A 14,759-nucleotide genomic window follows, 5' to 3' on the forward strand; every position below is an offset into this window, starting at 1 on the left:
TCCCAGGTGGGACGCTGGCGTGAGCAGATTCAGGGCGAAAGAACTTCCCGACGACATCTACATCCCGTTCGTTGAAACGCTGTTTCGCGACGGGTTCACGCTCGCTATCGGCATTTTCGCCCAGATCGCCCTCATCACGCTGGTCTGGTCCAAGACGGGCGACCTAGCTTATCTGGCCGTCGTGCTGTGTCTCGTCGTGATCGGCGTTGTGCGCGTTCTTCACATGCGCAAGTACAACACCTCGTCCGTCCGGCTGACGCTCGAGGAAGCCCGAAAGCGCGAGAAGGACTACATAATCTACGGCTCCATGCACGGAGCGATCCTCGGTGTCTTCGGCATGGTCGCGATCGTGATCGCGGAAGACAGTTTCGCCGAAATCGCGGCCGTGTGTATCTCGCTGGCGACAGCCACGGGAATCGCCGGGCGCAACTACGGCTCCCCGCGCATGGTCAACATCCTGATCATCGCGTTGATGAGTCCGTTGTGCCTAGGCTTCATCCTGCGGGGCGACTTCTATCATGTCACCTTGGGTCTCCTGACGCTGCCGTTCCTGCTTGCCATCCACCGCTATGCCGACACCGTCCGCGACGTGCTGTTCACGGCGATTTCGGCAGAGAAGCGTGCGACGCGCCTGGCGCAGCGATTCAACCGCGCGCTCAACACCATGCCCCACGGCCTCATCATGCTCGGTCCGGACGGGCGCGTGCTGGTGGCGAATGCCGAGGCGGCCAAGCTGATGATGTACAAGTCGGCCGATTCGCTTCTGGGGCGCAGCATTCACTCGTTGCTGCTCAGGGGCGTCGCGGCGGGCATGCTGGCGAAGGAGGATTGTCGCTACATCGAGGCGCAGCTGACCCGCGCCCTGCGCGAAGGCAGGGACCGCAAGGTCCTGGTGGCGCTCAACAACGGCGCCTACTACGAGTTCTCGGCGCGCGAGGGCAGCCAGGATCTGGGCGTGATCACCTTCGAGGAGGTGACGAAGCGCGTCGAGGCTGAGGAAAAGATCCGTACCATGGCGCGTTTCGACAGCCTGACGGGGCTCGCGAACCGCGCCTATTTCCATGAGATGGTCGTCGAAGCCATGTCGGGTGGAGACAAGGATCGCAAGTGCGGGCTCGTCCTGCTCGATCTGGACGACTTCAAGAGCGTCAACGATACGCTTGGTCATCCGGTGGGTGACGGCCTGCTCTATGCGGTCGGCGAACGCCTGACGCAGGTGCTGGATGAGCGGACGAAGATCGGCCGCTTCGGTGGCGACGAATTCGTGCTCTATTTCGATCGGATTGAGAACGAACAGGACCTGGCGACCAGAATGGATGTCCTGCTCGCCGGTCTGCAGGGCGAGATCGATGTCGGCGGCCATGCACTGCACATCCAAGCAAGCTGCGGCGCGGTCGTCACGGTTGCCGGCGAAGCCGATTTCGACTCGATGATCGTGAAAGCTGACCTTGCCCTCTACAAGGCCAAGGAGTTCGGCAAGAATTCGTGGCAGCTGTTCGAGACGTCGCTCGACGAAGAATTCCGCAGCCGCCAGCTGATGAAGGCGGAATTGCGCAACGCCATCGAAACTGACGGATTGCGCGTCGTCTACCAGCCGATCATCGACATGGATTCCATGCGCATCGCCAGCTGCGAGGCCTTGTGCCGGTGGGATCACCCTGAACTCGGCTCGATCTCGCCCTCCGTCTTCGTGCCTCTCGCCGAGGAGATGGGCGTCATTTCGAGCATCAGTTCATTCGTGCTCAACTCGGCCTGCGCCGAATGCGCGAAATGGCCGAACAAAATCAGCGTGTCGGTCAATCTGTCTGCAAAGGACTTCTGCAACCGCGACATAGTGGACCGGGTTCGCGCCGCACTGGCGAATTCCGGTCTGTCGCCGCAACGGCTGGAGCTGGAAGTCACCGAGACCGCCCTGCTGGACGACAAGGCGCTCACAGCCCACTATATCGAGGAGCTGAAAGCGCTCGGCGTCTGCATCGCGCTCGACGATTTCGGCACCGGCTACTCCAGCCTGAGCTATCTGCACAAGTTGCCCCTCAACAAGGTCAAGATCGACCGCAGCTTCGTCCTCGATCTCAGCCAGAACAGCCGCTCGCTCAAGCTGCTGAAGAGCGTGGTCTCGCTGTCGCGCACGCTCGGTCTTTCGGTGACCATCGAGGGCGTGGAAACGTTTGAGCAGCTGAAGATTCTCGCCCAGCATGTAAAGCCGGACCTGGTCCAGGGCTTTCTCTTCGGCTCGGCGCTCACCGCGCAGGGCATCGAAACCATGTCGGCGATCGTCTGGCATTTCGACAAGGACGTCACCTCCGCCAGCGCCGCGCGGCGGAAGAAGTAAGGTCCTGAGGCTCCCGCCTCCATCGAGACTGATCGGCCAAACAAGCTGTCTGCCTGAGATGCGCCCGCCGCCGGCTGCGAGGCGTGTCGAGCGCGTCCGAGGAAACCCACAGATCACTCCTGCGTTAAGGTTAACGCAAGGTAAATGGTTTAAATCTGATTGTTTCCTTTAACGGCGGTGGCCGCTTCTATAAGCTTTTTCTGTAATGGTGCGGGGAACCCATGGATAATCAGGGGGCGGTGTCCGGCGGAGACACTGAGAAATTGTCGGTATCGGCTTCTGGCCGCGCGTCTGATTTTGTTCGGCACGTCTTTGCGTTGCTGGAGAAGGCGGAATATAGGCGCTGCGAATCCGGAGAAGATCTCGAAGACATCTACAGGCTGCGCTACAAAGCCTATCGCGCCAATGACATGGTGCCGGACACGGACAACCGTCGCATTCACGACGAACTGGACGAGACGCCGAATGCCTACCGCTTCGGCATCTATATCGACGGTGTCTTGCTCAGCACCCTGCGCGTGCATCACGTGACACGCATCACGCCGCTGTCGCCCTCCACCAAGGCGTTCGGCGATATTGTCTACCCGATGCTGGAGGCCGGCGACACCTTCGTCTGCCCGAGCCGATTCGCCTCCGACCCTGAATGGACCCGGAGCTATCCGCATCTCGCCTATGTGGCCATGCGGCTGGCACCCATGGCCTGCTTCCACTTCGGCGCGCGCTATGGCCTGTCGACTGTGCGGGAAGATCATGCCGGGTTCTATAGGCGGATCTACTATTCCGAGCCGCTGAGCGAGCCGCGCAGCTATCCCGGGGTGTTCAATCGGGTCGTCCTCTATCGTACGGATGCACACCAGAACCAGAGCCGCTTCTTCACGCGCTTCCCGTTCTTCCGTTCGACCGAGACGGAACGCCGTATGCTGTTCGCCGAGCCAGCGCCAGGCGAACTGGCCCCCCTCACGGTCCTCCCCACCGCCAAGTTCCTTGCCCGGGCCGCCTGACTTGTCATGCGGTGAGCGGACTGTAAGTTCGCATCATAGATGACCATCAGACGGAACGGCATGGCAAGCAAGGCCGATCTCGTGCGGGCGCAAAGTTGGGCCTGCGATCTCAGCGACGCAGAAGTCGAGCGTGCAAGCCGGGGCTTCAGCGAGCGCTCCTTCGCTGCCGGAACCTATATCTGCCATCGCGGCGACCGGCTGGACCACTGGACGGGCGTGATCAGCGGCCTGATCAAGATCAGCGTCATCTCGCGCGCCGGAAAGGCGATGACATTCGCCGGGGCTGGGGCGGGGTCATGGTTCGGCGAGGGCTCGGTGCTCAAGGGCGAGCCGCGCAAATACGACGTGGTGGCGATCCGCGACACTCGGCTTGCGATGCTCAACAAGACGACGTTCGACTGGCTCTCCGAGAACAGCCTTGCCTTCAACCGGTTCCTGGTCCGCCACCTCAACGAGCGGATGGGACAGTTCATCGGCACGATCGAGTTCGACCGCATCCTGAAGCCCCAGGACCGGGTGGCGCGCAGCCTGTCCTGGTTCTTCAATCCCTTCCTTTCACCCGACATGGCTGGGCACCTGGAGATCACCCAGGAGGAACTCGGCCTGCTCGCCGGCGTCTCGCGCCAGATCGTGAACAAGAGCCTGCAGGCGCTGCAGGCGCAAGGCATGGTCGAGGTGTCGCACGGCCGGATCGTGGTGCTCGATCTCGAAGGCCTGACCCGCTACGAAAGCTGAGGCCTGCGCGAACAGGCAACGAGAAACGGGCGCGTCTCCGATAAAGGAAACACGCGCCCGCAGCACACATCACAATGCGCCGCCTTGTCTGTCAAGGTGCGTGTTGATCGTCGGCAGGAATTAAGAATAGTCTTGCGTCACTACCGAGGTTCCCACGACGAGGGGAGCCCGGCCCCGAAGAGGAACGGGGGCAGCAGGGAGGCGTGCGTGGTGGAACCGCGAGGTTTCTGCAGTGCCGGACCATGCACGGCGGCCGCAAGTGGCCGCCGGACTTCGGTGCCTGAGCGCGGGCCTCGACGCTCGCGAGTGAGCGTAGCCGGAGCCTGCGCGAACGCCTCGCCGACTGTCGCCTGGGGAGGAGTGTGATCATGGCTGCGACGGCGACTGCCGCCGGCATGACATTGGACACGTTTCCCAAATACCTCCTGCTGAATGCGGCCAGGTTCGCCGACCTGCCGGCCATGCGCCACAAGGACTACGGCATCTGGCAGAGCTGGACATGGGCCGACCAGCTCTGCGAGGTCCGGTCCCTGGCAGTGGGACTCCAGGCGATGGGGCTGAAGCGCGGCGAACAGATCGCCATCGTCGGCGCCAACCGCCCGCGTCTCTACTGGACCTTCGCTGCCGCGCAGTCCATCGGCGCCGTGCCGGTTCCCGTCTATGCCGACGCGGTGGCCGAGGAAATGGCGTATGTGCTGGACCACGCCAGCGTCCGCTTTGCGGTCGTTCAGGACCAGGAACAGGTCGACAAGATCAGGTCGTTCTCCGAGAAGATTCCGGCGCTTGCCGAGATCATCTACGACGAGCCGCGCGGCCTTGCCGGCTATGACCCGGTGGGACTGACCTCATACGCCGACGTCCGGGCGCGCGGCGAAGCCCTGATGGCGACCGACCAAGCCCTTGCCGCACGATGGGAAATGGGTGTCCGCGAGGCGAGCGGCGACGACATCTCGGTGATGCTCTACACCTCGGGAACCACCGGCCGCTCGAAGGGCGTCATGGTCCGCGCCTGGGGCGCGGTGCAGGCGGCGCTGGACACCGCCGCGTTCGACGGGCTGACCGAGAAGGACAGCGTGCTCGCCTACCTGCCGCTCGCCTGGGTTGGTGACCACTACCTCAACTATGCGCAGGCCTACGTCTCCGGTTTCTGCATGAACTGTCCCGAGAGCGGCGCCACCGTGCCGCAGGATCTGCGCGAGATCGCCCCTACCTTCTATTTCGCGCCGCCGCGCGTGTTCGAAGGGCTGCTCACCAGCGTCACGATCCGCATGGAGGACGCCGGCTGGCTGAAGCAGAGGCTGTTCAGGCACTTCATCGGCGTTGCCCGCAAATATGGCGAGGCGATCCTGGAAAAACGTCCGGTTCCGCTTAGCGGACGACTGGCCTACGCGCTCGGCGACTTCATGATCTACGGTCCGCTGAAGAACGTGCTCGGGCTGTCGAACATCCGCGTCGCCTACACCGCCGGCGAGGCGATCGGCGAGGACCTGTTCTCCTTCTTCCGCTCGCTCGGGATCAATCTCAAGCAACTGTACGGGCAAACGGAGGCGTTCCTCTACGTGACCTGCCAGAAGGACGGCGCGGTGCGGTCCGATACGGTCGGCCCGGCTGCGCCCAACGTCGACATCCGCATCGCGGAGAACGGCGAGGTGCTGTTCCGGTCGCCGGGCCAGTTCGCGGGCTATTTCAAGCAGGACGAGCAGACCGCCGAGGTGATGACGCCCGAGGGCTTCGTGAAGACGGGTGACGCCGGCTTTTTCGAGAAGGACGGGCAGCTTCGGATCATCGACCGCGCCAAGGACGTCGGCAAGCTCCGGGACGGGGCGCTGTTCGCGCCGAAATACATCGAGAATGCGTTGAAATTCTTCCCCAACATCAAGGAAGCAGTGGCGTTCGGACACGGACGCGACTTCTGCGCCGCCTTCATCAACATCGACATGACCGCCGTCGGCAACTGGGCCGAGCGCAACAACATCGCCTACGCGTCCTATCAGGAACTCGCCGCGCTGCCGCAGGTCTACGACATCGTTTCCGCCCATGTGGACGAGACCAACCGCCGGCTGGCGCGGGAGCCGATGATGGCGGGTGGCCAGATCAGGCGGTTCCTCATCCTCCACAAGGAGCTCGACGCCGACGATGGCGAGCTTACGCGCACCATGAAGGTGCGCCGCGCCTTCGTGGCCGACCGCTACGGGCCGCTCATCGAAGCCCTCTATGACGGCTCTGACAAGCAGTACATCGAGACGGAGATGACCTTCGAGGACGGCCGCAAGGGCCTCGTCCGCGCGACCGTCCGCATCGTCGACGCCAAGGTGCATCCGACCGAGACCGTGATGCGGGAGGCTGCCGAGTGAACATGCGCGTCGCGCCCGCCATGGTCTCAGTTCCAGACGACGGCATCCGGCCCGGCGACGTCCTCATGGAAGTGAAGAACGTGTCGCTGCGCTTCGGCGGCGTGAAGGCCATCACCGACATCTCGTTCGACGTGCGCAAGGGCGAGATCCGCGCCATCATCGGCCCGAACGGCGCCGGCAAGACGTCGATGCTCAACGTGATCAACGGATTCTACACGCCGCAGGAGGGCACGATCGTCTTTCGCGGCGAGGAGCGGCGGGCGATGAAGCCGCATCATGCGGTGCGGCAGGGCATCGCGCGTACCTTCCAGAACGTCGCCCTGTTCAAAGGCATGTCGACGCTCGACAACATCATGGCCGGGCGCTCGGTCCACATGCACCGCACGCTGTTCTGGCAGATGTTCTGGCACGGTCCGGCGCTGCGCGAGGAAATCGAGCATCGCGAAGCGGTCGAGGAGATCATCGACTTCCTGGAGATCCAGCACATCAGGCGCACGCCCGTCGGCAAGCTGCCCTATGGCCTGCAGAAGCGCGTCGAACTCGGACGTGCGCTCGCGATGGAGCCGTCGCTGCTGCTGCTGGACGAGCCGATGGCCGGCATGAACCTCGAGGAGAAGGAGGACATGAGCCGCTTCATCCTCGACGTGAACCGCCAGCGCGGCACCACGATCGCGCTCATCGAACACGACATGGGTGTCGTCATGGACCTGTCCGACCGGGTCGTCGTGCTCGACTACGGCAAGAAGATCGCGGACGGCGTGCCCGACGCCGTGAAGTCCAACCAGCAGGTCATCGATGCCTATCTCGGCGTCGCGCATTAGGAGAGATCGAATGGTCGTCGCCGGTATCGCACTCACCCCGCTGATCTCGCTGATTGCCGGCGTGCTGATCCTGATCATGCCGCGGCTCTTGAACTACATCGTGGCGTTCTACCTGATCTTCATCGGCCTGCTCGGTCTGTTCCCGCAGCTGGCGGGGTGAGGGGGCCACATGGATTTCCTGAATTCCATCCTCATAAAACCCTTCGCGGACATGTTCGCGGCGCCGGATTTCTTGCTCCAGGTGCTGTGGGAGGGGCTGGTGTCGGGGGTGCTCTATGCGCTGATCGCGCTCGGCTTCGTGCTGATCTACAAGTCTTCGCGCATCTTCAACTTCGCGCAAGGGATCATGGTCGTCTTCGCGGCGCTGACGCTGGTCGGCCTGCATGAGAAGGGGGTGCCGGCGCTGCTGGCCGTGCCGCTGACGCTGGTCGTCATGTTCTGCCTCGCCGTCGCCATCGAGCGCGTGGTGCTGCGGCCGCTCGTCAACCAGCCCGACATCATCCTGTTCATGGCCACGATCGGCATCACGCTGTTCCTAATCGGCTTCGGCGAGCTGATCTTCGGCGGCGAGAACAAGGTGATGATCACCGAGCAGCTGTTCATCCCGACCGGCAGCTTCGAGTTCGAGCCCTTCGGCGGCTTCGTGTCGATCGAGCAGAAGGATCTGACCGCCGTCATCGGTGCGGTGGTGCTGGTCGCGGTGCTGCTCGTCTTCCTCAACAAGTCGCGCCTCGGCCGCGCCATCCGTGCTCTCGGCGACGACCACCAGGCGGCGCTGTCGGTGGGCATATCGCTCTCGACGATCTGGGTGCTTGTCTGGTTCATCGCGGGCGTCATTGCGCTGGCAACCGGGATCGTCTGGGGCGCGCGCGCCGGCGTATCATTCGCGCTGGAGGTGATCGCCTACAAGGCGCTGCCCGTGCTGATGCTCGGCGGGCTGGAATCGGTCCTCGGCGCCATCATCGGCGGACTTGCCATCGGGATCCTCGAAAAGCTCTTCGAGATCTACTGGGGCCAGCCGCTGCTCGGCGGCAACACGGAAACCTGGTTCGCCTTTGTGTTCGCCCTGATCGTGCTGCTGTTCCGGCCGCAGGGACTGTTCGGCGAGCGGATCATCGAGAGGGTGTGATGGCCTGTTTGCGCGACATTCCCGCCCCGGCCGATGCTGGCGCCTGGAGGCCATAGATGCTCTACCGCACCGCCGGCCAGTTCAAGACTTCCTACTATGCCGACCATGCCCTGTTTCCGGTCAAGCAGGATGCATGGCTGCTTGCTGTCATCCTGGTCTTTGCCTTCGCAATCATTCCGGCGACTGCGAGCGACTTCGCCTTCAATGCGCTCCTCATCCCGGTGCTGATCTACGCGCTGGCCGCGCTCGGGCTGAACATCCTCACCGGCTATGCGGGTCAGCTGTCGCTCGGCACCGGCGCATTCATGGGCGTCGGGGCCTACGCCTGCTACAAGCTGATCACGATCTTTCCCGAGCTCAATCTGCTGGTCGCGATCGCGCTGTCCGGGTTCTTCTCGGCCGCGGTCGGCGTCGCCTTCGGGCTGCCGTCGCTGCGCATCAAGGGCTTCTACCTGGCGATCGCCACGCTCGCGGCGCAGTTCTTCCTGGTATGGCTCTTCGAGAAGTGGGCTTGGCTCTACAACTACTCGTCCTCGGGCGCGATCCAGGTGCCCAACATCAACATGTTCGGGATCACCGTCGCCGGACCAAACGCCACGGCGCTCACGCAGTACTACTTCGTGCTGGGGGTGGTTGCCGTCGTCACCTGGATGGCCATCAACATCACGCGCGGACGCATCGGCCGCATCTGGAAGGCGGTGCGCGACATGGACATCGCGGCCGAGTTGGTCGGCATCAACCTGATGAAGGCGAAGCTCTCAGCGTTTGCGGTGTCGTCCTACATCGTCGGCATTGCGGGCGCGCTGTTCGTCTTCCTGTGGCGCGGCGCGGCGGAGCCGAACCTGTTCGACATACCGCTGTCGTTCCGCGTCCTCTTCATCGCCATCATCGGCGGCCTGGGGTCGATCCTCGGCAACTATCTCGGCGCCATCCTGATCGTGGCGCTGCCGGTCATCATAGGCACGCTGCCCGCCGCGCTCGGCCTGCCGATCTCGTCGGCGACGGTGGAGCACCTCAACGTCATGATCATCGGGGGCCTCATCATCCTGTTCCTGATCGTGGAGCCGCACGGGCTGGCCCGGTTCTGGGCCATCATCCGGGAGAAGCTGATCATGTGGCCGTTCCCGCACTGAGAGGAGAATTCGATCGTTTGGCGGTCGATGGCGGGCGGGGTCGTTCGCCGAACCAAGACCAAAGTGGAGGAGCCGAAATGAAGACAATTGGGAAACTGGCAATTGCGGTCGCGGCGTTGGCGGCCGGTGTCGCAATGGCGGCGCCGTCTTTCGCAGAAGATTCCGTGCTGCTGCCAAACTTGTCGTACCGGACCGGGCCGTTCGCGGCTACCGGCATCCCGCTGATGAATGGTCAGCGGGACTACATGCTGATGCTCAACGAGCGCGACGGCGGCGCCAATGGCGTCAAGCTGGATTATCAGGAGTGTGAGACGGGCTACAACACCGAAAAGGGCGTCGAGTGCTACGAGAAGACCAAGGCCGAGGGGGCGATTGTCACCCAGCCATGGTCGACCGGCATCACGCTGCAGGTGCTGCCGAAGTCGAACGTCGACAAGATGCCGGTGCTGGCGCCCGGATACGGGTTCTCCGCCATGCAGGACGGCAAGACCTTCCAGTGGGCGTTCAATCCGCCTGCCTCCTACTGGGATGGCGCTTCGATGATCCTGCAGAACATTTCCGGCGGCAATCTGGATGGCTTGAAAGGCAAGAAGATCGCGCTCCTGCACCTTGATCATCCCTATGGCAAGGAGCCGATCCCGCTGCTTGAAACGCTTGCTGCCAAGCACGGCTTCACGCTTCTGCTGATACCGGTCGGGCTGAAGGAGATGCAGAACCAGTCCGCGCAGTGGCTGCAGATCAGGCGCGAGCGGCCCGATTTCGTGCTGATGTGGGGCTGGGGTGCAATGAACGCCGGCGCCATCACCGAAGCCGTGAAGACCAAGTACCCGATGAACCAGTTCGTGGGCATCTGGTGGGCTGGGCTCGACCCGGACCTGAAGCTGGTCGGAGAGGCCGGCAAAGGCTATCGCACGTTGTCATGGAGCCTGCCGAATAACGATGCACCGGTGATGAAGGACATCAAGAAGCTGGTCGTGGATGCCGGCAAGTCGCAGATCAACCAGGGCGAGGGTGAGTTCGACTGGGTCTTCTATCAACGTGGCGTGCTGATCTCGGCGATGCTGGCCGAGGGCGTGAAGGCGGCGCAGGCGCAGTTCGACTCCAAGGTGATCGACAAAGAGCAATTGCGGTGGGGCCTGGAGAACCTGAAATTCGATGAAGCGAAGATCAAGGAACTCGGGCTCGACGGAATGATCCCGCCGTTTTCGACGAACTGTTCGAACCATACGGGCCACTCGGGCGCCTGGATGCTGGAGTGGGATGGCGCAAAGTTCGTGAAAGCATCGGAGCTTCTGCAGGCCGACCGGGCGGAGATCGACGGGCTGGTGGCCGAGAAGGCCAAGGAATATGCCGACGCCAACCAGCCTTGGCCGATGAGCACCGAGTGCAAGATGTAACGCGAGCATCCCTCCCCCTCGAGGGGGAGGGTGCCGAGCGAAGCGAAGGCGGGTGGGGTAGGCCAATGACGAACGCGGCGCAAAGATAACCTCGAGCACTGCCGTTCGGACCCCACCCGTCCAATCGCCTTCGGCGATTGTCCACCCTCCCCTCAGGGGGAGGGGAACTCCGGAGCCCGCAATGACCGCCGTCCCGCAGCCTGCCCCCGCCAGCCCGATCCTCTCGGTGAACAACATCGAGGTGATCTACGACCACGTCATCCTCGTGCTGAAGGGCGTGTCGCTCAGCGTTCCGCGCGGCGGAATCACGGCGCTGCTTGGAGCCAACGGCGCCGGCAAGACGACGACGCTGAAGGCGATCTCCAACCTCCTGCGCGCCGAGCGCGGCGAGGTGACCAAGGGCACGATCGTGTTCGAGGATGCAGAGGTGCAGGCCCTGTCGCCCAACGAACTCGTCCGGCGCGGCTGCATCCAGGTCATGGAAGGTCGGCACTGTTTCGGCCACCTTTCGGTCGAGGACAACCTGATGACCGGGGCCTTCACTCGGCGCGACGGCAATGCTGCGATCCGCGCCGACCTCGAGCTTGTCTACGAGTATTTTCCTCGGCTCAAGGTGCGGCGTGCGAGCCAGGCCGGATACACCTCCGGCGGCGAGCAGCAGATGACGGCGATCGGCCGGGCACTGATGTCGCGCCCAAGGATGATCCTGCTCGACGAGCCGTCGATGGGGCTGGCGCCGCAACTTGTCGAAGAGATCTTCGAGATCGTGAAGAAGCTCAACGAGGAGCAGGGCGTGTCCTTCCTGCTGGCCGAGCAGAACACGAATGTCGCGCTGCGCTACGCCAAGTACGGATACATCCTGGAGTCCGGCCGCATCGTGCTCGACGGCGAAGCCTCATCGCTGCGCGAGAACGAAGACGTGAAGGAGTTTTATCTCGGCGTCGGCGGCGAGGGGCGCAAGTCGTTCAGGGACGTAAAGCACTACAAGCGACGGAAGCGCTGGCTGGCATAGGCCGGCATCGGAAACGGGATCATGCGCCTCCGATTAAGGATGCGCTGATCGACGCGTCGTTCGACCCCGGCGCAGCGGCAAACCTCAAGCCGTCGAACAGCTCTGCAAGGGGCAGCGCGCAGCCGATCTCGGGGACATCGATCGTCTGGTCGAGGCCGGCTATTTCAACGTTGCCCCAGCCGTCGCGGCCGCGCCTCCAAACAGTGACGCGCGGCGCCTCGGTGTCGACGAGCAGTATGACTTTCACCGCATCGAGAAGCTTGTACTCCTCCAGCTTCTGAAAGCGATCGTATCGCGTGGTCGATGGCGAGAGGATCTCGATGATCAAGCGCGGCTCATCGGTCGCCATCGACCGATCGTCCGGCTTGCCGCACTCGATCGAGATATCCGGTCGCCGCGTGCCTCGAAAAGTTATCACCGACTGATCCGAGGTCCGCGGACGGCAAGGGCCGCCGCGCAACCGATTTCCGAGGGCAAGAATCGCATTGACCGTGACGGTATCGTGGCGCACCGAGGCACCAGTCATTGCCTTCACCGTGAGCACCGGCACGCCGTCGACCAGTTCGTAGTTCCTCTCCTGGCGTTGCTGCCATTCGAAGAACTGCTCGAGGGACATCCTTTCCTGCTGCTCGGCCATAGCCTCGCCGCCGCTCCGTGTCGGTGGCCGATCCTAACAAGTTTCCGCTCTGCACAAAACACACCTGTGCCTTGCGGAAACGTGCATTGTTTCGTACGACGCTGCGTCAATCATCCCATTGCCCTCAATCATCCTTTTCGCTATCAGCGCTTCACAGCGAGAGGAAGGGGTTTTGCCATGGCTGATCATTCGCCGACCGGACCGGTCGAACTGGGCGCCCAGATGGACTACGCCGAGCACGACAAAACCTATCAGCGGTTCATCGCACTCGCCAAATACGGTTCCCTGTTCTGCGTGGCGCTGATGATCGCCATGGCGTTCGGTTTTTTCACCAGCGCCGGCTTCTTTTCTGCGACGATTCTGTTCATCATCGTCTGCGCCGTAGGCGGATATCTGCTGCGTGACGTGCCGACGCACATTACCTGATCGTCCTTATTTCATTTTTACGGATTGATTCCTCGGCGCGCGGTATCGACCGCAGTTCGAGGACGCGTTCCAACCGGAGGGACAAGCGGTGGGACAAGTAATTTTCATACCTCGAGAACTCGACGCCGGTGAACCGCGCGTAGCGGCGTCGCCGGAGACCGTGAAACGGCTGATCGGGCTTGGTTTCGACGTGATCGTCGAGGCGGGCGCTGGTCTGGGCTCGCGCATTTTGGACGCCGACTACGCCGCCAACGGCGCGGCGATCGGCAGCGCCAGGGATGCCGGCAACGCGGACGTCGTGCTCAAGGTGCGCCGGCCGAGCGAGGCGGAGCTCAAGGGCTACAAGTCCGGCGCTGCGGTCATCGCCATCATGGACCCCTATGGCAACGACGCGGCGGTCGCCGCGATGGCAAAGGCAGGCGTCACCGCCTTCGCCATGGAGTTCATGCCGCGCATCACCCGCGCCCAGGTCATGGACGTCTTGTCCTCGCAGGCCAACCTCGCCGGCTACCAGGCCGTCATCGACGGCGCGGCCGAATACGACCGCGCGCTGCCGATGATGATGACGGCGGCCGGCACGGTGCCGGCGGCGAAGATCTTCATCATGGGCGTCGGCGTTGCCGGACTGCAGGCGATCGCCACCGCGCGCCGGCTCGGCGCGGTGGTCACCGCGACGGACGTGCGCCCCGCCGCCAAGGAGCAGGTCGCCTCGCTCGGCGCGAAGTTCATCGCGGTGGAGGACGAAGAGTTCAAGCAGGCCGAGACTGCCGGCGGCTACGCCAAGGAAATGTCGAAGGAATACCAGGCGAAGCAGGCGGCCCTGACGGCCGAGCACATCGCCAAGCAGGACATCGTCATCACCACGGCGCTGATCCCGGGCCGGCCAGCGCCGCGCCTGGTGTCGTCCGCCATGGTCGCTTCGATGAAGCCCGGTTCGGTGCTCATCGATCTCGCGGTGGAGCGTGGCGGCAACGTCGAGGGCGCTGTCCCCGGCCAGGTCGTCACCACGGCGAACGGCGTCAAGATCGTCGGACACCTCAACGTTGCCGGCCGCGTCGCGGCGTCGGCGTCGCTGCTCTACGCGAAGAACCTCTACGCCTTCCTCGAGACGATGGTGGACAAGGCATCGAAACAACTCGCGATCAACCGCGACGACGAACTGGTTAGGGCCACCATGCTGACCGATGGCGGCAAGGTGGTGCATCCGAATTTTGCCGGCGCCATACCTGCGGCCGAGACGCCGGCTGTGCCCGCCAGCGAGCCCGGCGTTGACGCCGCGCCGAAGGCAAAACCCAGGAAAGCCGCGGCGAAGGCGGCAAGTGCCGCCGTCAAGTCGAAGGGGGGTGCGTGATGGAAAAAAGTGCTCTCGAGCAGACGCTCGACCAGCTTGAGAACGCCGTGGCCGCCGTGCGCGCGGCTGCCGAAAATCTCGGGCCAGGGGCTGCCGACGCCGCGGGCGGCGTGGCGCATGCCGTCTCTGGCGGCGCGATCGATCCCTTCGTCTTCCGCTTCGCCATCTTCGTGCTGGCGATCTTTGTCGGCTACTACGTGGTCTGGTCGGTGACGCCGGCGCTCCACACGCCGCTGATGGCCGTCACCAACGCCATTTCCTCGGTCATCGTCGTCGGCGCGCTGCTGGCGGTCGGCATCTCGGCCTCTGGCCTCGCCACGGGCTTCGGCTTCATCGCGCTGGTGCTCGCCTCGGTGAACATCTTCGGCGGCTTCCTGGTCACCCAGCGCATGCTCGCCATGTACAAGAAGAAAGAGAAGTGAGCGCCA

Annotated in this window: 14 protein-coding genes; 13 read left to right on the forward strand and 1 reads right to left on the reverse strand. The window is 63.4% G+C overall.

The genetic code is table 11. From position 1 onward, the window contains the following. Nucleotides 1–19: 19 nt before the first annotated feature. From PD284_RS08205 to PD284_RS08250, 10 genes are all read left to right on the forward strand, one after another. Nucleotides 20–2,335, forward strand: a complete 2,316-nt coding sequence (locus tag PD284_RS08205; protein ID WP_274627721.1) for a putative bifunctional diguanylate cyclase/phosphodiesterase — start codon at nt 20–22, stop codon at nt 2,333–2,335. 221 nt (nt 2,336–2,556) lie between these two features. Then, nucleotides 2,557–3,336 (forward strand): N-acyl amino acid synthase FeeM domain-containing protein, encoded by a 780-nt coding sequence (locus PD284_RS08210; RefSeq protein WP_274627722.1) that lies wholly within the window; start codon nt 2,557–2,559, stop codon nt 3,334–3,336. 60 nt (nt 3,337–3,396) lie between these two features. Next, a complete protein-coding gene (locus PD284_RS08215) occupies nt 3,397–4,071 on the forward strand; it encodes a Crp/Fnr family transcriptional regulator (RefSeq protein WP_274630573.1) in 675 nt (224 codons plus the stop codon). Nucleotides 4,072–4,439: 368 nt separating this feature from the next. Further along, nucleotides 4,440–6,425, forward strand: coding sequence for an AMP-dependent synthetase/ligase (locus PD284_RS08220; protein ID WP_274627723.1), 1,986 nt, complete (start codon nt 4,440–4,442; stop codon nt 6,423–6,425). 20 nt (nt 6,426–6,445) lie between these two features. After that, nucleotides 6,446–7,246: an ABC transporter ATP-binding protein gene (locus tag PD284_RS08225; RefSeq protein WP_411956257.1), complete on the forward strand. Its 801-nt coding sequence runs from the start codon at nt 6,446–6,448 to the stop codon at nt 7,244–7,246. Between the two features lie 10 nt (nt 7,247–7,256). Then, on the forward strand, nt 7,257–7,406 hold the full coding sequence (locus tag PD284_RS08230; protein ID WP_274627724.1) for a DUF3096 domain-containing protein: 150 nt from the start codon (nt 7,257–7,259) through the stop codon (nt 7,404–7,406). Nucleotides 7,407–7,415: 9 nt separating this feature from the next. Beyond that, the gene (locus tag PD284_RS08235) at nt 7,416–8,375 is read left to right on the forward strand and encodes a branched-chain amino acid ABC transporter permease (RefSeq protein ID WP_274627725.1); all 960 of its coding nucleotides are present in this window, start codon (nt 7,416–7,418) and stop codon (nt 8,373–8,375) included. A 56-nt stretch (nt 8,376–8,431) separates the two neighbouring features. Continuing rightward, nucleotides 8,432–9,508, forward strand: coding sequence for a branched-chain amino acid ABC transporter permease (locus PD284_RS08240; RefSeq protein ID WP_274627726.1), 1,077 nt, complete (start codon nt 8,432–8,434; stop codon nt 9,506–9,508). A gap of 77 nt (nt 9,509–9,585) precedes the next feature. Then, the gene (locus PD284_RS08245; protein WP_274627727.1) at nt 9,586–10,905 is read left to right on the forward strand and encodes an ABC transporter substrate-binding protein; all 1,320 of its coding nucleotides are present in this window, start codon (nt 9,586–9,588) and stop codon (nt 10,903–10,905) included. A gap of 181 nt (nt 10,906–11,086) precedes the next feature. Then, entirely contained in the window at nt 11,087–11,917 is an 831-nt protein-coding gene (locus PD284_RS08250) for an ABC transporter ATP-binding protein (protein WP_274627728.1), read from the forward strand. Nucleotides 11,918–11,936: 19 nt separating this feature from the next. On the opposite strand, the gene PD284_RS08255 is transcribed toward PD284_RS08250, so the two are convergent. Beyond that, nucleotides 11,937–12,554 carry a Uma2 family endonuclease gene (locus PD284_RS08255; RefSeq protein ID WP_274627729.1) on the reverse strand — a complete coding sequence of 206 codons (618 nt, stop codon included), beginning with the start codon at nt 12,552–12,554 and terminating at the stop codon, nt 11,937–11,939. A gap of 177 nt (nt 12,555–12,731) precedes the next feature. Between PD284_RS08255 and PD284_RS08260 the strand changes: the two genes are divergently transcribed. The 3 genes from PD284_RS08260 (at nt 12,732) to PD284_RS08270 (ending at nt 14,753) form a co-directional block, all read left to right on the forward strand. Continuing rightward, nucleotides 12,732–12,980 (forward strand): aa3-type cytochrome c oxidase subunit IV, encoded by a 249-nt coding sequence (locus PD284_RS08260; protein WP_274627730.1) that lies wholly within the window; start codon nt 12,732–12,734, stop codon nt 12,978–12,980. An 88-nt stretch (nt 12,981–13,068) separates the two neighbouring features. Continuing rightward, nucleotides 13,069–14,331, forward strand: coding sequence for a Re/Si-specific NAD(P)(+) transhydrogenase subunit alpha (locus PD284_RS08265; RefSeq protein WP_274627731.1), 1,263 nt, complete (start codon nt 13,069–13,071; stop codon nt 14,329–14,331). Further along, on the forward strand, nt 14,331–14,753 hold the full coding sequence (locus PD284_RS08270) for a proton-translocating transhydrogenase family protein (RefSeq protein ID WP_274627732.1): 423 nt from the start codon (nt 14,331–14,333) through the stop codon (nt 14,751–14,753). Before PD284_RS08265 ends, PD284_RS08270 begins: the two co-directional genes overlap by 1 nt. Nucleotides 14,754–14,759 lie beyond the last annotated feature (6 nt).

This window comes from Mesorhizobium shangrilense (assembly GCF_028826155.1).
Taxonomy (GTDB): domain Bacteria; phylum Pseudomonadota; class Alphaproteobacteria; order Rhizobiales; family Rhizobiaceae; genus Arvimicrobium; species Arvimicrobium flavum.

What these genes read in the sequence shown, in the direction of transcription:
- PD284_RS08210 (WP_274627722.1), top strand. Translation starts at nt 2,557, where the DNA reads ATGGATAATCAGGGGGCGGTGTCCGGCGGAGACACTGAGAAATTGTCG.
- PD284_RS08215 (WP_274630573.1), top strand. Translation starts at nt 3,397, where the DNA reads ATGGCAAGCAAGGCCGATCTCGTGCGGGCGCAAAGTTGGGCCTGCGAT.
- PD284_RS08220 (WP_274627723.1), top strand. Translation starts at nt 4,440, where the DNA reads ATGGCTGCGACGGCGACTGCCGCCGGCATGACATTGGACACGTTTCCC.
- PD284_RS08225 (WP_411956257.1), top strand. Translation starts at nt 6,446, where the DNA reads ATGGTCTCAGTTCCAGACGACGGCATCCGGCCCGGCGACGTCCTCATG.
- PD284_RS08230 (WP_274627724.1), top strand. Translation starts at nt 7,257, where the DNA reads ATGGTCGTCGCCGGTATCGCACTCACCCCGCTGATCTCGCTGATTGCC.
- PD284_RS08235 (WP_274627725.1), top strand. Translation starts at nt 7,416, where the DNA reads ATGGATTTCCTGAATTCCATCCTCATAAAACCCTTCGCGGACATGTTC.
- PD284_RS08240 (WP_274627726.1), top strand. Translation starts at nt 8,432, where the DNA reads ATGCTCTACCGCACCGCCGGCCAGTTCAAGACTTCCTACTATGCCGAC.
- PD284_RS08245 (WP_274627727.1), top strand. Translation starts at nt 9,586, where the DNA reads ATGAAGACAATTGGGAAACTGGCAATTGCGGTCGCGGCGTTGGCGGCC.
- PD284_RS08250 (WP_274627728.1), top strand. Translation starts at nt 11,087, where the DNA reads ATGACCGCCGTCCCGCAGCCTGCCCCCGCCAGCCCGATCCTCTCGGTG.
- PD284_RS08255 (WP_274627729.1), bottom strand. Translation starts at nt 12,554, where the DNA reads ATGGCCGAGCAGCAGGAAAGGATGTCCCTCGAGCAGTTCTTCGAATGG.
- PD284_RS08260 (WP_274627730.1), top strand. Translation starts at nt 12,732, where the DNA reads ATGGCTGATCATTCGCCGACCGGACCGGTCGAACTGGGCGCCCAGATG.
- PD284_RS08270 (WP_274627732.1), top strand. Translation starts at nt 14,331, where the DNA reads ATGGAAAAAAGTGCTCTCGAGCAGACGCTCGACCAGCTTGAGAACGCC.